Genomic DNA, 20,166 nt, shown 5'->3' with positions numbered 1-20,166 from the left:
TTCTGCCCAACTACCGCGCCTGGGTCGTCGTCGCCTCTCTCACCGTCTGCTTCGGCACCTGGTTCGCCATCGAGCGGACAAAGCTGGGCGCCTATCTGCGGGCGGCGACGGAGAACCCGACGCTGGTGCAGGCCTTCGGCATCAACGTGCCGGTGATGGTGTCGCTGACCTACGGTTTCGGCGTGGCGCTGGCCGGTCTGGCCGGGGTTCTGGCGGCGCCGATCTATCAGGTGTCGCCGCTGATGGGGTCGAGCCTGATCATCGTGGTGTTCGCGGTGGTGGTGATCGGCGGCATGGGCTCGATCCTCGGCGCCATCGTCACCGGGCTGGGTCTGGGGCTGCTGGAGGGGCTGACCAAGATCTTCTATCCGGAAGCCTCCAACATCGTCGTGTTCGTCATCATGGCGATCGTCCTTCTCATCAAGCCTGCGGGCCTCTTCGGACGGGAGCGCTGATCCATGAGCGTCACCAGCAACTCCACCCCCGTCGCCGTGCGGACTCCGGCCCGCGGACCTGCGATCGGCACGGCTCTGATCGCCGCCGTCCTGCTGCTGCTCGCCGTCGCCGCACCCTTCGTGCTCTATCCCGTCTTCCTGATGAAGGTGCTGTGCTTCGCGCTGTTCGCCTGCGCCTTCAACCTGCTGATCGGCTTCGCCGGGCTGCTCAGTTTCGGCCATGCCGCCTTCTTCGGCGGGGCCGCCTACATCGCCGCCCACACGGTGAAGGTCTGGGGCTGGGCGCCGGAGTTCGGGCTGATCGCCGCCACCGCGGTCGCCGGCCTGATGGGTCTGGTCTTCGGGCTGATCGCCATCCGCCGCCAGGGCATCTATTTCGCCATGATCACGCTGGCGCTGAGCCAGATGGTGTTCTTCCTGGCGCTCCAGCTGCCCTTCACCCATGGCGAGGACGGCATCCAGGGCGTGCCGCGCGGCACCCTGTTCGGGCTGTTCGACCTCGGCCAGCCGCTGACCATGTACTACACCGTGCTGGCGATCTTCGTCGCCGGCTTCGCCCTGATCTGGCGCACCGTGCATTCGCCCTTCGGCCAGGTGCTGAAGGCGATCCGGGAGAACGAGCCGCGCGCCATCTCGCTCGGCTACCGCACCGACCGCTACAAGCTGGTCGCCTTCGTGCTGTCGGCCTCGCTGGCAGGGCTTGCCGGCGGCACCAAGGCTCTGGTGTTCCAGCTTGCCAGCCTGACCGACGTGACGTGGCAGATGTCGGGCGAGGTGGTGCTGATGACGCTCCTGGGCGGCATGGGCACTCTGTTCGGCCCGGTGGTCGGCGCCGGGCTGGTGGTGACGCTGGAAAGCTATCTTGCCTCCACCAGCCTGCCGGTGCCGGTGGTGATCGGCTGCATCTTCGTCGTCTGCGTGCTGGTCTTCCGCCGTGGCATCGTCGGCGAATTGATGCACTGGCTCAAAATTCGAGCAAAATGAACGGGTGGTGAGCGACGTTGGCGCAAAGAAGCCGGAGCGTCGGTGGTCAGGAGGGGTGTGTCAGCATCCGTGCCGCAGGGTAGATGATTGCAAAAAGGCACCGTGAGTTGGATGGCACGCACTACGCGGCAGCAGGATCTCCGCCGAATCGCGCAGGCTGAGCGTGGGGCGCAAGCGCCAGAGCACGATCTCACCCTCGAAGTGGCGTCCCTTGAACTCCGACACGGCTTGGCTCCCTCCAACGTCCAGCCATTCGATCGCCTGCCGGCAAACTTTGCAACAGAGCCATCAAACTCCTGTCTTCCGCTACCGACAGCATGCGGGCTCGCTCATTGCCTATGCTCATCGCTCCGGCATTCTACTCGGTACCGTCAACTCGTTGATCCTGGTGGTTCGGGAGGGCGTGAACTACCCACGGACGCCCGACGCCCGACGCCGGGCGATCACGCGGCCAACGGCGCGCCGGCGACCTCGGCCCAGATGGCGAATGCCTGGGCGCGGGCGGCGCGGTAGTGGGAAGCGGGGCGGTGGTCTCGGCGAAGGTGGAAAAGATTGGCGATTGGGTCGTGGACGGAGAGGAAGCGCTGAACCTGCCGGGCTGACTTGAAGCGTTTCATCTGCCGCTCCCGCCGTCGGGTTGGCTGGTGGGAGTTCTCGGCTCGGTTGTTGATCCCCTTGTGCTGGCGATGCTCCACTCCGGGCATGACATCCCGCTTGGCCGCAGCGTAGGACTTGAGCTTGTCCGTCACCATCACGCGGGGCGCCCAGCCCTGCTTCTTCAACAGCTTGCGCAGCACGCGCTTGGCTGCCTTGGCGTCGCGCCGGCTCTGGACCAGGACATCAAGCACGAAGCCGTCGCAGTCGACCGCCCGCCACAGGTAATGCTTCTTGCCGGCGATGGTCAGGACGACCTCGTCGAGGTGCCACCTATCGCCCCGGCGTGGCGCCCGCCGGCGCAACCGATCCGCGATGTCGCGGCCGAACTTCAGGGCCCACTTCCGCACCGTCTCGTGGCTCACGGTGATGCCGCGGGCCGCCAGCATCTCTTCGACCATGCGCAGGCTCAAGGGGAAGCGGAAGTACAGCCACACCGCCGTCGCGATGACCTCGGCGGGAAAGCGGTAGCCGGCGTAGCGGCGATCACGGGGCGTCGTCATGACGACCCTATACCCATACCTTTTCCGCCATGCCACCGTCGACTTGACGGTGCCAGTGAACCTTTTATTGATTCAAATTTATTATGGTGATATTCAAATGCAGTTCAATTTTCTTCTGCGGCTCTTGAAACATAGGTGAGCCAAAATTGGACGACTGAAATTCAGGAACAGAATGTTGATCGCCGCAGCAATTTCACAAAACTGAATTGTGTGTTTTTGAGTTTCCACAGAACCAAAAACACTTCACCAGCCCATTCCGAACACGGTTGTGGCGAAACCATTTTATGGTTCCGGCGAGTGCAGTATATGGGTGCTCTCGTAACACTTTATGGTTCCATCCAGAACAGACCATGCGCTTCGACCTGACCGACCTGCGGCTGTTCCTGCACATCGTGGAGACCGGCAGCATCACCGCCGGGGCGGAGCGCAGCGCCATGGCGTTGGCGTCGGCCAGCGCGCGGGTGCGCGGGATGGAGGAGGCGCTCGGCATCCCGTTGCTGGAGCGCTTTCGCCGCGGCGTCCGCCCCACCCCGGCCGGGCGCGCGGTGGTCCACCATGCCCGCCTCGTCCTGCACCAGCTGGAACGGATGCGCGGCGAGCTGGCGGAATACGCCAAGGGGCTGAAGGGCCATGTCCGGCTGCTGTCCAACACCGCGGCGATCAACGAATTCCTGCCCGACGCGCTCGCCGGCTTCCTCGCCGACAATCCCAGCATCGACATCGATCTGGAGGAGCGGCCGAGCCACGCCATCGTCGAGGCGGTGGCCGCCGGGCTGGCCGACCTCGGCGTGGTCGCCGACATGGTCGATCTCGGCGGGCTGGAAACCCGCCCCTTCCGCAGCGACCGGCTGGTCGCCGTGCTGCCGCTGTCGCACCGGCTGGCCGGGCACGATCGGATTTCCTTCGCCGACCTGCTGGACGAACCCTTCGTCGGCCTCAGCGCCGGCAGCGCCCTGCAGGACTATCTGAACGGCCACGCCACCCGCGCCGGCCGCAGCCTGTCCTACCGCGTGCGGGTGCGCGGGCCGGTGGCGCTGTGCCGGCTGGTCGAACGCGGGGTCGGGGTCGGCATCGTGCCGGAAACCGCGGCGCTGCGGGCGCTCGACAGCGGCGGCCTGCGGGTCATGCCGCTGACCGACCCGTGGGCGCCCCGCCTGCTGGTGCTGTGCGCCCGGAATTTTGCCGATCTTTCCGCCCACGCCCGCCGGCTTGTCGATAGCTTGTCCGAAAACGCCCCGGCGCCGATCTGAAACGCCGTTAGGACAGTATAGCTTACCTGTTTCCCCGGTGGTTTTCCTGAATTTCCGCCGGTTTGTCGGTTCCGCCCCCCTGCCGCCGAATCGAGTCGGCCTTCCCCTTGCCGGCGCACCGATCCGGCCACCGCCGGATGCGGCGGATGGGCGCTGTGCGCCTTTGCCGCGGCATCGGCGGGGGCGGGGCCATGGCGGGGATGTGAATGCGCTATGGATAAATTCGGCAAACATGTGACTGGGTTGTCCGAATCTTTGGACAAATACCCCAAAAGGAGTGCGAATCGCCGCTTGGTCAGAAATCCTGCCGTTTATTTGCCGTCGAAAAGTCCTTGGGGGGGTGGTACTACCAATCAAAAGAAAAACGTGCCCAAAGCAAACACGCCCGAAAAACCCGAGAGGAGACAACCACCATCATGCGTACGGCGACGAAGGATCTGGCAGGCGACTTGCGGCAGCAACTGGCCGAACTGGTGCGCAGCCGGGTTCCGAACGCGCGGGCGGAGCGCTTCGTGAAGCGCTTCTACGCCAACGTGCCCCCCGACGACCTGCTGCGCGGCACCCCGGAACAGCTTTACGGCGCCGCCCTTGCCATGTGGCAGTGGGGGCAGCAGCGCAACGCAGGCACCGCCAAGGTGCGCGTCTACGCGCCGCGTCTGGACGAGCATGGCTGGCAGGCCGAACGCTCGGTGGTGGAGATCGTCAACGACGACATGCCCTTCCTGGTCGATTCCGTCACGGCGGAGCTGAACCGGCAGGGCGTCACCGTCCACCTCATCATCCATCCCGTCACCCGCGTGGTGCGCGATGCCGACGGCCGCATCGTCGAGCTGCTGGAGCCCGAACAGAATCCGGGGGGCGAAGAAGCCGACGGCGCGCATGACGAATCCTTCATGCACTGCTCCATCGACCCGCTGTCGGACCCGGACGCCCAGGCCCGCCTGCGCGAGGGCATCGAGCGGGTGCTGGCCGACGTCCGCGCCGCGGTGGAGGACTGGGCGCCGATGCGCGAGCGCGTGCGCGCCGCCCGCGACGACATCGCCCACGCCCCCGACGCCGAGGAATCGCAGGAGGCCGCCGACTTCCTGAGCTGGATCGACGACGGCAACATGACCCTGCTGGGCAGCCGCCTCTACACCGCCACCATCGGCGGCGCCGGCCAGGAGCCCTGGCTGGAGCTGGTCGAGGGCAGCGGGCTCGGCGTCCTGCGCGCGCCGGAGATCACCGTGTTCGACGAGCACGGCCACGCCGCCGTGCTGCCGGAGGAAATCCGCGCCTTCCTGCACCAGCCGCGCGCGCTGCTGGTGACCAAGGGCACCCGGCAGGCCACCGTCCACCGCTCGGTCCCGCTCGACGCCATTCTGGTCAAGCGCTTCGACGGCGAGGGCAAGGTGGTCGGCGTCACGCTGGCGGTCGGGCTGTTCACCTCGGTCGCCTACAACCGCAGCCCGCGCGAGATCCCGTTCCTGCGCCGCAAGGTCGCCCGCGTCATGGGCCGCGCCGGCTTCGACCCGTCGGGCCATGACGGCAAGGCGCTGCTGAACATCCTCGAGACCTACCCGCGCGACGAGCTGTTCCAGACCCCGTCGGACGAGCTGTTCGAGACGGCGGTCGGCATCCTCTATCTGCAGGAACGCCAGCGCCTCGCCCTGTTCGTCCGCCGCGACCCGTTCGAGCGCTTCGTCTCCGCCCTGGTCTTCGTGCCGCGCGACCGCTACGACACGGCGCTGCGCCGCAAGATCCAGTCGGTTCTGGAATCCGCCTTCCACGGCACCTGCACCTCCTATTTCACCCAGCTGTCGGACAGCGCCCTCGCCCGCCTGCACCTGATGGTGAAGACGGAGCCGGGCAAGCTTCCCCCCGTCGACATCGGCGAGATCGAAGCCCGGCTGGTGCAGGTCTCCCGCAGCTGGGCCGACCGCCTGCGCGACGCGCTGGTCGAGGCCCATGGCGAGGAGACCGGCAACGCCCGGCTGCGCCGCTACGCCGACGCCTTCCCGGCGGGCTACCGCGAGACCTTCTCGGCGGAAACCGCGGTCCACGACATCGACCGCATCGAACGGGCGCTGACCGAACAGCGGCTCGGCATCGTGCTGTTCCACCCGCTGGAGGCCGACGGCGACGAGCTGCACGTCAAGATCTACCACCAGGGCCGGCCGGTACCGCTGTCCGACGTGCTGCCGATGCTGGAGCACATGGACCTGAAGGTGATCACCGAGCAGCCCTACGAGGTCCGCCCCGCCGGCGGCTCCACTCCGGCTCAATCGGTCTGGATCCACGACTTCGCCGCCCGCACCCAGAATGGGATGCCGGTGGACTGCGTCAAGGTCAAGCAGACCTTCCAGGAGGCCTTCGCCGACATCTGGGACGGCCGGATGGAGGATGACGGCTTCAACCGTCTGGTCCTGCGCGCCGGTCTGGCCGGGCGCGAGGTCACGATCCTGCGCGCCTATGCCAAGTACCTGAAGCAGGCCCGCTTCGCCTATGCCCAGGACACCATCGAGACGACGCTGGCCGCCCATCCGCAGACCGCCCGCCTGCTGGCCCGGCTGTTCGCCGCCCGCTTCGATCCGAAGAACCTTTTGGATGAAGCGCCGATCCTGGAGCAGATCGAGACCGCGCTGGATGCCGTCACCAACCTCGACGACGACCGCATCCTGCGCCGCTTCGTCAACCTGATCCGCGCCACGCTCCGCACCAACGCCTACCAGACCGGGCCGGACGGCGCGCCGAAGCCGCATCTGTCCTTCAAGCTGGACAGCGGCTCCATCGAGGAACTGCCGCTGCCGCGCCCGTGGGTGGAGGTCTTCGTCTACAGCCCGCGGATGGAAGGCGTCCATCTGCGCGGCGGCAAGGTCGCCCGCGGCGGCATCCGCTGGTCCGACCGCCGCGAGGATTTCCGCACCGAGATCCTGGGGCTGATGAAGGCGCAGATGGTGAAGAACACCGTCATCGTGCCGGTCGGCTCCAAGGGCGGCTTCGTCGTCAAGCGTCCCCCGCCCGTCAGCGCCGGCCGCGAGGCGGCACTGGCCGAAGGCATCGAGTGCTACAAGACGCTGATGCGCGGCCTGCTCGACATCACCGACAATCTGTCGGCCGATGGGTCGGTGGTGCCGGCGACGGATGTCGTGCGCCATGACGCCGACGATCCCTATCTGGTGGTCGCCGCCGACAAGGGCACGGCCACCTTCTCCGACATCGCCAACGGCGTTTCCATCGACCACGGCTTCTGGCTGGGCGACGCCTTCGCGTCGGGCGGCTCGGCTGGCTACGACCACAAGGTGATGGGCATCACCGCCCGCGGCGCCTGGGAATCGGTGAAGCGCCATTTCCGCGAGATGGGCACCGACATCCAGACCACCGACTTCACCGTGGTCGGCGTCGGCGACATGTCGGGCGACGTGTTCGGCAACGGCATGCTGCTGTCCCGCCACATCCGCCTGCTGGCCGCCTTCGACCACCGCCACATCTTCCTCGACCCCGACCCCGACGCCGCGGCCAGCTGGGAGGAGCGCAACCGGCTATTCGCCCTGCCCCGTTCCTCCTGGGCCGATTACGACCGCTCCAGGCTGTCCAAGGGCGCGATGATCGTCGAGCGCAGCGCCAAGACGGTGGAGCTGACGGCGGAGGTCCGCGCCTGCTTCGGCATCGAGCAGCCCCACCTGTCGCCGGTCGAGCTGATGCGCCGCCTGCTGACGGTCGAGGTCGACCTGCTGTGGTTCGGCGGCATCGGCACCTACATCAAGGCGTCGAGCGAGACCAACGCCGAGGCCGGCGACAAGGCCAACGACGCGCTGCGCATCGACGGCGGCCAGATCCGCGCCAAGGTGATCGGCGAGGGCGCCAACCTGGGCGTCACCCAGCGCGGCCGCATCGAGGCGGCGCAGAAGGGCCGCGACGGCAAGGGCGTGCGCCTGAACACCGACGCCATCGACAATTCGGCCGGCGTCGACACCTCCGACCATGAGGTGAACATCAAGATCCTGCTGGGCGACGTCATGGCGCGCGGCGACATGACGCTGAAGCAGCGCGACACCCTGCTGGCCGCCATGACCGACGAGGTGGCGGGGCTGGTGCTGGCCGACAATTACCGCCAGAGCCAGGCCCTGACCATCGCCGAGGCTCAAGGGGCCGGCCTGCTTGAGGCCCAGCTGCGCTTCATCCGCAATCTGGAGCGCAACGGCCGGCTGAACCGCGCCATCGAGTATCTGCCGACCGACGAGGAGCTGGCCCAGCGGATGGCCGAACGCCGCGGCCTGACCCGGCCGGAGCTGGCGGTGCTGCTGGCCTATGCCAAGATCACGCTGTACGACGATCTGCTGGCCTCGGAACTGCCGGACGATCCGGCGACGGTCGAGGATCTGCTGCGCTACTTCCCGCAGCCGCTGCGGGACGGCCAGGGCGAGGCGATCTCGCGCCACCGCCTGCGCCGCGAGATCATCGCCACCGCCGTCACCAACAGCCTGGTCAACCGCGTCGGCCCCACCTTCGTCCGCGACATGGTGGAGAAGACCGGCCTCGGCCCGGCGGACGTCGCCCGCGCCTATGCCATCGCGCGGGACGTGTTCCAGCTTCGCCCGCTGTGGGACGCCATCGACGCGCTCGACACCGTCGTGCCGGCAGCCTTGCAGACGGCGCTGATGCTGGAGACCATCCAGTTGCTGGACCGCGCGGTGGCCTGGTTCCTGGCCCACAGCCCGCACCCGCTGGATCTGGGCCGCGAGTCCGCCGCCTTCCGTCCGGGGGTGGAGGCTCTGGCCGCCGGGCTGGACCGCTTCCTCGACGCCGAGGAGTCTTCGCGCCTCGCCACCCGCATCGCCGATGCGATGGCCCAGGGCGTGCCGGAGGATCTGGCCCGCCGCATCGCCGCCTTGCCGGTGCTCGCCGCCGCCCCCGATCTGGTGCGGATCGCCGAGCGCACCGGCCGCGCGGTGGAGGGCGTCGCCTCGGTCTATTTCGGCCTCGGCCGCCGCTTCGGCCTGGAATGGCTGCGCGACCGCGCCGCCGGCGCCAAGGTCGACAACCACTGGCAGCGTCAGGCGGTCGCCGCCATCGTCGACGACCTGTTCGCCCACCAGAGCGCGCTGACCGTGCGCGTGCTGGAAAGCGAGGGCGACGAGGCCGCGGCGGTCGATGGCTGGATCGCCAACCGCAATCTGGTGGTCGAGCGGGTCGAACAGCTTCTGGCCGAACTGCGCGCCCAGCCGGCGGTCGATCTCGCCATGCTGGCTGTCGCAAATCGGCAGCTGCGCGGCCTGATCGCCGGGTAACCGTGTCACAGAGATAGGAGACGCTCGGTTCGGATGGCTTGGCTGCACTGTCCTGCGCAGCCGGGCCTTCCGGAGTGCCGGTGCCTTTACAGGCACGTTCGGGCACCGGCTTTCAGTCTCCTCGCCTCGGGCGGATCCACCTTACCCGTGGATCCGCCCATTTTCTTTTCCGGGGGCCGTATCTCCCACTTGCGGCAAGAAAATGCCCTCTCCCGCCCCGGGAGAGGGAGGGGACCCACGAAGTGGGGAGGGTGAGGGGTAGAGCAAGACTCCCGAACCGCATGGCTTCATGCCCAACCCCTCACCCTTCCCACCGCTTCGCGGCGGGCCCCTTCTCTCTCCCGGGGCTCTCAGCGGGTCTTCGATCCGCCTGACGCCGTCAGCACAAACTTCGTTTGTGCGAGAGGCGGAAGAGGGAGGCATATGCGATGGCTCTCTGAACCGTCGCCGGCTTTCGAATTAGAAAGCAACTTTCGCGATCTGTCGGGTCACGAATGACTCAACCGTCGATCCGCCCCGGATGGTCGCTGTCCAGCAGCGCCTCGACATGCCGGCAGAGCGGGCCGAGCAGCGCCGGCCAGTCGTTGTCGGTGCGCTCCAGAAACGCGGTGCGCACGCGGTCGCGTTCGGCGGCCAGACCGGCCGGTCCCAGCTCGTGGAAAATGTGCCGCAGGTTCTCCCGGTTCGCCTGCTGCGCCGCCGGGTCGTAGGACCAGCCGAAGCGCGGGTTTCCCGCCCCGTCCCACCAGTCGTCATGGCCGTAGATGGCGAAGCCCGACAGCAGATACTCGATCATGTTGATCGGCCCGGTCTCCGAGTAGGAGGTGTTGCCGACGATCAGGAAATTCTGGCGCAGGAAGGCCATCAGGTCGGCACGGTCCTTCGGCACATGGGCGACGACGCTGAAGTCGCCGTTCTCCTGCAAACCGATGTCGCGCAGGGTCTGGATCAGCTCCGCCGAATTCTTGCGCGGGCCGGCATGATAGACCAGCATCCGCACCTTCGGCGGCAGCGGGAAGCCGTCGGCGAGGCGGGAGAACTCCACCTTGTCGATGGGGTGCGGATGGACCGACAGGTGCCGCACCAGCGCGGCCATATGGTCATGGCAGTCGGCCACCTGCGGGTCGCGGGCTGCCACGCGGCGGATGGCGACATCGTTGCTCAGCACCAGTGCGGCGAACTGGTGCCGCATCCACGCCTCCGTCTCGCGCACGGAATCCACCGGCGCGTTCAGGCCGAAACGGCGGAAGGCGGCAAAGCGCCATTTGTCGGTGTCGAAGTTGGAATTCTCGATCAGGACCGAGCGTTTCCAGTCCTTCAGCGCCGGATGGGGCAGGAAGGACACCAGCACGTCGCGCCCGGCCGGCTCCAGCGGCGCGCTCCAGGGCGAGAAGCGCACGCGGGTGCCGAACCGCTGCTGCAACGCCTCGAACACATGGCGGCTGAGCTGGGCATGCCAGTGCAGCGTCTTCGGATAGGCGTCCGGCGGCTGCGGGAAACTGACATGGATGATGGGATCGCTCATCCCTGCTCTCCGATGGTGGCGGCCGCCAGGGCCAAAATGCGCCGGGCGGCGTCGGCCGGATCGATGGCGGCGATGCAATGCGCCTCGGCCGCCAGGCAGGACGAGGAGCAGGGCGGCACCGCTGCCTCAGGCCGCAGCACCAGCGCCCGCTCCTCCCGCCCGCCGGTCCAGGGCCGGAAACGCTCCGGCGCATGGTAGTGGTTGGGATCGCCGCCGATGGGATGGCAGGAGAACACCGCCACCGGCACCCCGGCCGCCGCGGCCAGATGGGCCGGCGCGGAATCCATGGTGATCGCCAGCGCCGCCTCCGCCATCACCGCGGCGGCAACCCGCAGCGGCGTGGCCCCGGTCAGGTCGATGGTCCGTCCGGGCATAGCCGCCGCGAGCACCGCCGCTGCCGGACGCTCCGCCGCCGTGCCCAGCACGGCGACCCGCGCACCAAGCGCACCGGCGACGGCGGAGACCACCGCGGCCAGCCGGTCGGCCGGATAGGCACGGCGCGGGCTGGCCGCCCCCGGTGCCACCGCGATCAGCGGGCGACCATCGCCAAGGCCATCCCCAGGGCCATTTCCAACCCCCAGAAGCCTCCGCGCCTCCGCCCTGTCCTCCGCCGTCAGCGCCAGTTCCAGCGGCCCCGGATCCGCCCCCGCGCCGAGCGCTTCCAGCAGGGCGGCGTTCTGCTCCACCTCGTGCCGCCCCGGCGGCGGGGCCAGCGCCAGCCCATAGGCGCGGTCGAAGCCCTGGTTGCCGTCGGCCTTCCACGGCGTGACCCGCTCGGAAAAGCCGGCGACCAGCTTCGCCCGGCTGTTGGCGGCCAGCGTCGTCGCGCCATGGCGGTCGAAGTCGTAGCGCGGCACCAGCGCCAGATCGAAGCCGGCGCGGTAGCACTCGGCGAACAGCGTCAGCCCGCCGGGGGTGATGCCGCGGAAGTCGATGCCGCCGCCCTCCTTCGGCCGCGGCGCCACCACCCCGTCGACCCAGTGGCAGGTCAGGGCCAGATCCGCCACCGCCTCGCGCACCGCCAGCACGATGCGCGCCTGCGGGGCGGCGGCGCGCAGGGCCCGCAGGAAGGGGGTCGCCATCACGAAGTCGCCGGCCTCGTCCAACTTGACGACCAGGATGCTGCGGACGGCCGCCAGATCGCAGACGCTCATCGCCGCCCCTCCCCTTCCGAAACGTCGAAGGCCGCCACATCGAAGGCGACCGCCGGCAGCCCGGCGCACCAGCGGCGCCACGCGGTGCGGTAGCCGGCCTCCACCGCGCGGGCATAGCCGGGCTCGTCCATCAGGGCCGACCGCCGCATCCGCTCGCGCAAATCCTCGCGCTGCGCGTCAAGGAAGGCGCGGTCGGTCGCCAGCCGGACACCCTGCGCCAGATAGGCCTCGTCGTCGCGCGTCACCAGCTCCGCCATCCCGACAGCGTCGAGCAGGGTCGCCCCCCAATGGCCGATCTTGGTCGGGCCGGTCCGGTTCAGCACCGGCACGCCCATCCACAGCGCATCGCAGATCGTCGTTCCGCCATTGGCGAAGACGGGGTCCAGCGCAACGTCGATGGTGACATAGTCCTGATAGGGATCCGGGGTGATGCCGCGCAGCTCAAGCCGCCCCAATCCGATGCCATGCCCGGCAAAGGCGGCCAGCAGGCGCCGGTCGGCACCGCCGCCGCTGCCCAAGCCCCGCCATTTCAGCACCAGCTTCGCCGTCGGCACCAGCGCCAGCAGCCGCGCCCACAGCGCGATGGTCGCGGCGTTCACCTTGGTGATGTTGTTGAAGGACCCGAAGGTGATGTGGCCGCGCCCCTCCACCGGCGGCAGGATCGGCGGCGCGAAGGCGGAGTCCGCCGGGCGGTAGCACAGCACGCAGCCCGGCAGCCGGATCAGCTTCTCCGCATGCAGCGCGTCCGCCCCCGGCGGAGCGACGCGGGGGTCGGCAATCTGGTAATCGACGGCGCCAAGCCCGGTGGTGTTGGGATAGAGCGGCAGGCTGACCTGCACCGGCGCCGGACGGCGCGCCATCAGCGGCATGCGGTTGCGCGACATGTGGCCGCCGGCATCGACCAGGATGTCGATGCGGTCCTCCCGGATCCGCCGGTCGAGTTCCTCGTCGGTCAGCACCGCCACGTCGCGCCAGCGGTCGGCCGCCGCCTGGAAGCGGTCGGTGGTGGCATCGCGGCTGCGGTCGCTGTGGTAGCAGGTGACCTCGACCCTCCCGCGGTTGTGCCCCTCGATCAGCGGCAGCAGGAAGTGGTAGCCCGGCCCCGGATAGCGCTGGAAATCCGGCGACAGGTAGCCGACGCGCAAACGCCGCTCCGGATCGCGGCTCTCCACCGCATGGGGGGCGGCCGGGACCGCCGGCAGATGGCGTTCGAAGGCGCGATGCTCGCGGAAGACCTCGACCGGATCGGCCCGGTCGTCGAAGCACAGGCAGAACAGCATGTTGGAGCGGATCGACGCGTCGTCGGGCGTCCGGTCGAGCGCCGCGCGGAAGGCCGCCACCGCCTCCCCATGCAGCCCCAGCGCCATCCGGGCGACCCCGAGATTGGAGTTGGCGAGCGCCAGCTGATCCATGTCCCGCGTGATGTCGCCGAGCCGTCCGGCGCGGTCGAGCGGCGGGATCGCCTCCTCCGCCGCGTTGGCCTCCAGCAGCAGGGTGCCGATGTTGACCCAGGCCGCCACAGCGTCGGGCGTCAGCACCAGCGCCCGCCGGTGCCAGGACAGCGCCGCCTCCGGCTGCAAGGCCAGCTGGAAGGCGGATCCGGCATTGGCGGCGAGCGCCGCATCGTCGGGCGCCACCCGCACCGCACGCAGCACCGCCGGCACGGCCCCCGCCATCCCCAGCGTCGCCCGCGCCAGTCCCAGCCCCGACAGCGCAAGGCCGGACTCCGGCCTCAGCGCCAGCGCGTGGCGGTATGCCCGCTCCGCCGCCGCAATCCGCCGCCGGCCATAGAGCCGGCCGGCCAGCGCCAGCACCACATCGTCGGCCAGCGGCTCCAGCCGTGCCAGCCGTGCCAGCCAGACCGGCTCCTGCGCCGGCCCGGTCTCGGCACTGCCCAGGCTGCGGACCGCCGCCGCCTGTGCCGGCACCAGCGCCAGCAGCCGGCGGGCAGCCGTCCCGGCGCCCAGATGCTGGCCCAGCTGCTGGGAGAGCTGCATAGAGTGCTCCAGCGGCTCCACCATCTCCGGCGCCCGTCCCGCCAGCGCCCGGAAGGCCGCCGCCGCCTCGGCGATCCGGCCGCCGTCGCGCAGGGCGGCTCCCCGGTTGAAGGCCGCCAGGACCCGGTGCGGCTCCAGCGCCGCCGCCCGCCCGTACCAGTCCGCGGCCGGCAGGAAGCGCCCGCAGTCGTAGAGAGCGTCGCCCAGATCCGCCGCGCTTCCGGCATCCGCCGGCTCCAGCGCCATCGCCCGCAGCAGCGGCGGCGCCGCCGCGTCCTGCCGGCCCAGCTTTGTCCAGGCTGCCGCCTCCATCCGCGGCAGCGACGGGTCGAGCGGCGCCAGACGGCCCGCCGAGCGGAAGGCCGTCGCCGCATCCTCCCACTGCTCCGCCGCCTCCAGCAGCCGGCCCAGATTGGCATGGAAGAGCGGCTGGCGCGGGTCGGCCTTCACCGCCTGCCGGATCCGCTCGATCCCCTCCGGCACCGCGCCGGTCTGCGCCTTGATCAGCCCCGACAGGTGCAGCGCATCCGCCTGCTTCGGCAGCCGCTTCAGCACCTGTTCGTAGAGTGTCGCCGCCTCGGCCAGTTGCCCGGTCTGATGATGGGTGACGGCACGGGTCAGCAGCGCCTGTGCGTCGGCGGTCCCGGCTGGGCGATGCGGCGGGCGTTGGTTCGGTTTCATCCGCTGGCTGCACTTTCTGGTGGTCCGGCGGATAATGCTGCTCGACCGGCCCCCGGACAAGCAGGAGTTCGGTTGCGCGCCGAAGCGCCAGTTCGCGCTGCCGGGCCGCCAGGGCGGCTTCACGGGCACGGGTGCGGCGGCGCTGCTCCTCGGTGCGGGCGCGCAGCTGCTGTTCCTGGCGCAGCCGGGCCGCCAGCCGCCGCAGATCGTCGGCGGCGCGGCTTTCCACCGCCGGCGGCAGGGCGCCCAGCGCCTCGCGGAAGTCGCCCAGCGTCGGAAAGCGGCTCCAGCCGCTGCGGAAAGCCGCCCACACCGCATCGAAGGCCGCCATCCAGCGGTCGGCCGGCCAGTCCGCCATCGCCCGCACGTCGGCCTCCAGCAGATCGGCGTCGGGCAGTTCCAGCGCGAAGCGGTCGGCCAGCTTCTCCAGCCCGATCAGCACATTCTCGATGCCGATCGGCGGGGTCAGCGTGCCGATGGCCTGCTCGACCCGGTCGGCGAGCGCCCCGATCTCGTCGGGCGCCAGATCCCGGGTTTCGAACCGCAGATCCGCGGCATCAAGCCTGGCCAGCGAGACGAAGCCGCAAGGCTGCGAGGGTTTCACGGTTGCGGCCGGCGGCATCGGACGCAGGGCCGGCACGCAGGGCACTGCCTCGAAGTTCGGTGCGGCGGTCATTGCGGGGCTCCCGGCGGAGTTGAGGGGCGGAGGACTGGACGAAAGGCTGGGCGGATGGCGGAACCGGGCTGGCCAACTGTTCTGCCGGCGCCACCAGTTCCCGGGCGATCCAGCGGCGCCATGCGGCCCCCGGATCCGGCGGGCGGTAGCCGTTGCGGCGGTGGGCCTTACGGCACCAGGACACGAACTTCGCCGTCACCCGGCCGGCATCGACCTCCGGACGCTCCAGCGCCGCCCAGGCCAGATCGGCGGCATCGGGCTGCCAGTCGGCCGGCAGCGCCTCGTCCTGCCGACCCATCCCCCCGCCCTGGAGGGAGGAGGAGGATTCAGGATTCTGGGATTCAAAGGAGATGCCGGCCGGCGAACCGCTGCTGTCAGCCGGCTGACAGGACATGCCGGCGGTAACACCCTCCAGTCCCGCCAGCTGATAGGCGAATCCACGCAGGCCCCGCCGCGGCTTGGCACAGACCAGCGCCGCTGCCGATTCCTGGGCGGCTTTCTCCTGCAGGCCCTTCAGCACGGCGTTGAACCAGGCGCGGCTTTGCCCAAGCTCCTCGGCCAGCTCCCCTTGCGTGGCGGTGCAGACACCGTCGCGGTCGGCATGGGCGTAGAGCGCGGACAACACCGCGATGTCGGCGGCCTGGATGCCGGGCACGGCAATCCAGCGCCTGTACATGTCGATGTATGGCTTCATTGCGTTACCCGTCTGTCGGTCGATCCTTAGGACGGGTGAAGACAAAGGAAGAGCGTCAACGGATTCGCACTGAATCCGCTTGGCTTTGCGGGCCTGCCCTGCCATCATGGAGTCGCCAAACCGCCAGATGTGGGGTGCCCGGGTTTCCCTCGGTCTCCTCCGTCCGACACGAAGGGCCCGGAGCAATCCGGGCCTTTTGTGTTTTCGGAGGTCGGTGCTCCGTTACGTCATTGTGCTCTCCGTCTAGAGGCCCGCTTCGCGGTGCCTGGATTCACGTTGCCCGGTGTCATACCGCCCGTCACACCGGCGCGTGGCGCCGGCCAGGAGCTGGCATGGGCGCACGACGACGGCATGAGGGCGGTTTTCGCCCGTTTTTTGAAATGTGTACGTGGCGTTGCGCGTCTGTCCACGGTCTTGGAAGAATCGCCCGTGGACGGCATTTCGCGGACACCGGGCTGGATTCTTGCGGAGGAATCAAGCACTTGCTGCGCCGCTCCTTCGGCCGTCCGGGTCGAAGTGTCGCCGTTGTGCCGAAAGATTCGGCTCCAAACGTCGCCGTTGTGCCGAAAGATTCTTGGCCGTCGGCGGCTTGGGCGGATGGGATGGTCCCGTCGAACGTCGCCGTTCTGCCGAATGATGGAGCGGATTCCACCCCACCCCTCCCCTCCCCGGTATGGAATCGGCGGAGAATCGGGCGGGAATCGGCCCTGCGGCGGATCGTCCGAACGTCGCCGTTCTGCCAGTCGATGCCCTCCCCAGGGGCCTTCCCGCCCGATCCTGGGGTCGCAATCCATACAATAACCGAGGAAAATCAACATGTTGGCGTGAGATCCCCCTGCCCCGTTCCCCACCGGCACGGCAGAACGCAGACGTTGCCGCCACCGCTGGCCGGCCGGAGCGACTCCCTCCCCCGTCGAATCCGCGTCCGGTGCCGGTCCGACCGCCGTCGGCCGCAAAAACTGGCATAACGGCGACATTCGACCGGGCATTCGGCGCCGGCCGCGGGAATCTTTCGGCAGAACGGCGACGTTTGGCCCGGCAGTGTGGAACCGGGCGGCAGGCTTGTGGATTATGGGTTCAACCCACTTGAGGCCGCCGAGGACCAGCGGAGAGATCGCATGACCCAGACCATCAACGCCGAGCTGCTCGACCGGCCGCTGCAATTGGCTCTGCGGCTCGATTCACCGCTGACCGGCGATGTGCAGAACGACCGCCACATGATGGTCTACAGCCTGTTCGGCCTGTCGAAGGACAAGGCGGAATCGCTGCCGACCTACGATGATGGCAAGGTGCGGATCGAGGTGCGGGCGCCGAAGAACGTCGGCGTTGCGACGATCTGGGACAAGGCGGTGCTGCTCTACGCCATCTCGCTGCTGCGCGAGAAGATGGACTCCGGCAAGGGCTCCAAGCTGGGCGAGCTGCACTTCACCACCAGCGACCTCCAGCGCATCGTCGGCAAGACCGCCGGCGGCAGCGCCTACGACAAGATCGAAGGCGCGCTGGAACGGCTCCAGGGCACGCAGATCAAGACCAACCTGGAAACCGGCGGCGAGGGCGAGAGCGGCGCCTTCTCGTGGATTTCCGACTACAAGCTGCTCTACCAGCGCAAGAAGGACGGCGAGCGGGCGGTGCGCGGGCTGAAGCTGACGCTGTCGGGCTGGGTCACCCGCGCGGCGCTGGGCCACAATCTGCTGAGCTACGACGACCAGTATTTCGCGCTGAAGCCGGTGGAGAAGCGCCTGTACGAGATCGCGCGCGCCCACCTCGCCCGCGGCCACGCCTTCTGGATGGCGCTGGAGCCGCTGCGCAAGCGCGTCGGTTCCGACAACGACCTGCGCAAGTTCAAGAACGCGCTGAATCCTGTCCTGGCCGCCGACCGCATCCCCGGTTATGGCGTCCGCATCGTCGAGACGGCGGAATACAAGGAGACGATGAAGGCGCGCGGCGCCGTGCTGGGCCGCGTGCTGAACGCCGAGCTGCCGGTGCTGTTCTGGAAGAAGAGCCAGGGCCAGCCGGAAAACTGGATCGACGCTCCCAAGGTGGAATACGACGAGACGGTGTGAAATTGCCCGCTCCCGCCTCTCGCACAAACGAAGTCTGTGCTGATGGCGTCAGGCGGATCGAAGAGCCGCTGAGAGCTCCGGGAGAGCGCCCAATCGCAAACCCCCTCCCCCTTCGGTAGACACCCGTTGCCGGAGTCGCGACGACTTGATAGGGTCGCTGCCGACCGGTGCCGGGGCCAGGAGGACGGGGCGTGACAGGGGAACAGTTGAAGGCGTTGCGGGAACGGCGCGGCCTGACCCAGACGCAGATGGCGGCGTTCGTCAATGAACTGACGGGCCGCAAATACGACAAGCAGCGGCTCAGCAAATGGGAAACCGGCAAGGAGGCCCTGCCCCGCGACGTGCTGGGCCGGCTGCTTCTGCTCGATCTCGAACGGCCGGAAAGCACCCTGCCCCGCCGCGGCACCACCGTCGCCGTCGGTTTGCAGAAGGGCGGCACCGCCAAGACGGCGACCTCGATCAATCTGGCCTTCATCCTGGCCCGTGCCGGCAACCGCGTGCTGCTGGTCGATGCCGATCCGCAGGGCAACGCCACCGTCCATGTCGGCGTGCCGCAGACCGACATCGTCGCGCTGACGGAGGCGGGCAGGGTCCTCTACCATGCGCTGATGGGCAAGACGCCGCTCGACGCGGTGATCCGCCCGACGAGCGTCGAGGGGCTGGACGTCGTCCCCTCCAGCATCGCGCTGGCCAGCGCCGACACCGAGCTGCCGGGCAACCTGACCAACGCCCAGACCGCGCTGGCCGAGATGCTGGACGGCGTGCGGGAGCGCTATGACGTGATCGTCATCGACTGTGCCCCCAACCTGGGGGCCGTGACGATCAACGCGCTGACCGCCGCCGACTATGTGCTGGTGCCCTGCCAGGCGGAGCCGCACGCCATCCTCGGCGTCAGCGCCTTCCTCGACACCGTCGCCAAGATCCAGCGCCGGCTGAACCCGCGGCTGGAGGTGCTGGGCATCCTGCCGACCATGGTCAACCCGCGCCAGACCCAGGACCGCTCGTCGCTCGACGACATCCAGCGCCTGTGGGGCGAAAGCCGCCGGGTGTTCCCGCCGGTGCCGCGCGCCACCATCTACGCCCAGGCCGCGGGCGCCAACGTCATCACGCTGGATGCCGACATCGGCGCGCCGGGGGTGGAGAGCTATGCCGCCATCGCCTCGGCGCTGCTGACCGCCATGGGCCGCCTGCAGGAGACCGTCGATGCCGCCTAAGAAGCTGACCCGACAGACCGCCGCCACGGTGCTCCAGGCCAAGGAGGCCGGCTTCGCCGCCGAGACCGACCGCATGTTCGGGCTGAGCGGTGTGCTGCCCCGGCTGGTCGAGGTCGATCTGGACGCCGTCGAGACCAATCCCGGCCAGCCCCGCACGGTGTTCGACGACGAGGCCCTGCGCTCGCTGGCCGACTCCATCGCCCGCCACGGGTTGCAGCAACCTGTCCTCGTCCAGGAAGGGGAGCAGAAGGGCCGCTACCGGCTGGTGGCCGGCGAACGGCGGCTGCGTGCCCACCGGCTGCTCGGCCGCGGCACCATCGCCGCCATCATCACCAAGGGCCGGCCCGAAGAGATCGCGCTGATCGAGAATGTCCAGCGCGTCGATCTCGACGCCATCGACCTCGCCCGCGGCCTGTCCCAGCTGATCGAGGCGCACGGCTACACCCAGTCGGAGGTGGCGGCGGCGGTCGGCTGTTCGGAGGCCGAGGTGTCGAAGCGGCTGAAGGTGCTGCGCCTGCCCGACGACATTCTGGCCGATTACCGCGCCAACCCCGACGCGGTGTCGCGCTCCGCCCTGGTCGAGCTGGCCTTCGTCGAGGACGAGGCGGAGATGCGCCGGCTGTGGCAGACGGCGCGCACCGGCGGGCTGACGGTGGGGGCGGTGCGGGCCGCCCGCCCGGCGGCCTCCAGCACGGCGGAGCCGATGCGGGTGCTGGGCAAGGCGATCAACCGGATGGACAAGGATCTGGCCGCCATCGACACCGTCGCCCAGGCCTTGCAGCGCGAGCATCGCGAGCGGCTGCAGGCGCTGCGCGACCGCATCGACGCCCTGCTGAATGCGTGAAGGTTTGTATCTCCCTCTCCCGTCCCGGGAGAGGGAAGGGGCCCGCCGCGAAGCGGTGGGAAGGGTGAGGGGTAGCGCAAGGAACCATGCGGTTCTTGAGTTTTGGGCCACCCCTCACCCTCCCCACTTCGTGGGTCCCCTCCCTCTCCCGGGGCGGGAGAGGGCATCGCAACGCCATCGCCATTATGAAGACCGCGGCTTT

General features: G+C 69.0%; 12 protein-coding genes. 7 read left to right on the top strand and 5 right to left on the bottom strand.

Annotation, left to right across the window (positions count from 1 at the left end; genetic code table 11):
* Positions 1 to 455 (top strand): branched-chain amino acid ABC transporter permease (locus VH569_RS13450; protein ID WP_423315788.1); only part of this gene is annotated, 455 nt, incomplete at its 5' end.
* Between the two features lie 3 nt (positions 456 to 458).
* Positions 459 to 1,439, top strand: coding sequence for a branched-chain amino acid ABC transporter permease (locus tag VH569_RS13445; RefSeq protein WP_423315787.1), 981 nt, complete (start codon positions 459 to 461; stop codon positions 1,437 to 1,439).
* Positions 1,440 to 1,882: 443 nt separating this feature from the next.
* On the opposite strand, the gene VH569_RS13440 is transcribed toward VH569_RS13445, so the two are convergent.
* On the bottom strand, positions 1,883 to 2,596 hold the full coding sequence (locus tag VH569_RS13440; RefSeq protein WP_423315786.1) for an IS6 family transposase: 714 nt from the start codon (positions 2,594 to 2,596) through the stop codon (positions 1,883 to 1,885).
* Positions 2,597 to 2,946: 350 nt separating this feature from the next.
* Between VH569_RS13440 and VH569_RS13435 the strand changes: the two genes are divergently transcribed.
* A complete protein-coding gene (locus VH569_RS13435) occupies positions 2,947 to 3,846 on the top strand; it encodes a LysR family transcriptional regulator (protein ID WP_423315785.1) in 900 nt (299 codons plus the stop codon).
* Between the two features lie 416 nt (positions 3,847 to 4,262).
* Positions 4,263 to 9,116: an NAD-glutamate dehydrogenase gene (locus VH569_RS13430; protein WP_423315784.1), complete on the top strand. Its 4,854-nt coding sequence runs from the start codon at positions 4,263 to 4,265 to the stop codon at positions 9,114 to 9,116.
* 499 nt (positions 9,117 to 9,615) lie between these two features.
* Here the strand turns inward: VH569_RS13430 and VH569_RS13425 are convergent, their stop codons facing one another.
* From VH569_RS13425 to VH569_RS13410, 4 genes are all read right to left on the bottom strand, one after another.
* Positions 9,616 to 10,641, bottom strand: a complete 1,026-nt coding sequence (locus tag VH569_RS13425) for a hypothetical protein (RefSeq protein WP_423315783.1) — start codon at positions 10,639 to 10,641, stop codon at positions 9,616 to 9,618.
* Complete coding sequence (locus tag VH569_RS13420; protein ID WP_423315782.1) at positions 10,638 to 11,795, bottom strand: glycosyltransferase family 9 protein; 1,158 nt, start codon at positions 11,793 to 11,795, stop codon at positions 10,638 to 10,640. The genes VH569_RS13425 and VH569_RS13420 overlap by 4 nt, the downstream gene beginning before the upstream one ends.
* Positions 11,792 to 14,473: a tetratricopeptide repeat protein gene (locus tag VH569_RS13415; RefSeq protein ID WP_423315781.1), complete on the bottom strand. Its 2,682-nt coding sequence runs from the start codon at positions 14,471 to 14,473 to the stop codon at positions 11,792 to 11,794. Before VH569_RS13415 ends, VH569_RS13420 begins: the two co-directional genes overlap by 4 nt.
* A 557-nt stretch (positions 14,474 to 15,030) precedes the next feature.
* Positions 15,031 to 15,843 carry a MarR family transcriptional regulator gene (locus VH569_RS13410; protein ID WP_423315780.1) on the bottom strand — a complete coding sequence of 271 codons (813 nt, stop codon included), beginning with the start codon at positions 15,841 to 15,843 and terminating at the stop codon, positions 15,031 to 15,033.
* A 1,118-nt stretch (positions 15,844 to 16,961) separates the two neighbouring features.
* Between VH569_RS13410 and VH569_RS13405 the strand changes: the two genes are divergently transcribed.
* From VH569_RS13405 to VH569_RS13395, 3 genes are all read left to right on the top strand, one after another.
* Positions 16,962 to 17,906 (top strand): replication initiator protein A, encoded by a 945-nt coding sequence (locus VH569_RS13405; RefSeq protein WP_423315779.1) that lies wholly within the window; start codon positions 16,962 to 16,964, stop codon positions 17,904 to 17,906.
* A gap of 191 nt (positions 17,907 to 18,097) precedes the next feature.
* Positions 18,098 to 19,120, top strand: coding sequence for an AAA family ATPase (locus tag VH569_RS13400; RefSeq protein ID WP_423315778.1), 1,023 nt, complete (start codon positions 18,098 to 18,100; stop codon positions 19,118 to 19,120).
* Positions 19,110 to 19,964, top strand: coding sequence for a ParB/RepB/Spo0J family partition protein (locus tag VH569_RS13395; RefSeq protein WP_423315777.1), 855 nt, complete (start codon positions 19,110 to 19,112; stop codon positions 19,962 to 19,964). The genes VH569_RS13400 and VH569_RS13395 overlap by 11 nt, the downstream gene beginning before the upstream one ends.
* Positions 19,965 to 20,166: the final 202 nt, after the last annotated feature.

The sequence above is a fragment of the Azospirillum sp. 11R-A genome (assembly GCF_049472615.1).
Classification (GTDB): domain Bacteria; phylum Pseudomonadota; class Alphaproteobacteria; order Azospirillales; family Azospirillaceae; genus Azospirillum; species Azospirillum palustre.
The sequence above is the reverse complement of the archived record's forward strand: the minus strand, read 5'-3'. Positions and strand labels throughout refer to the sequence as shown.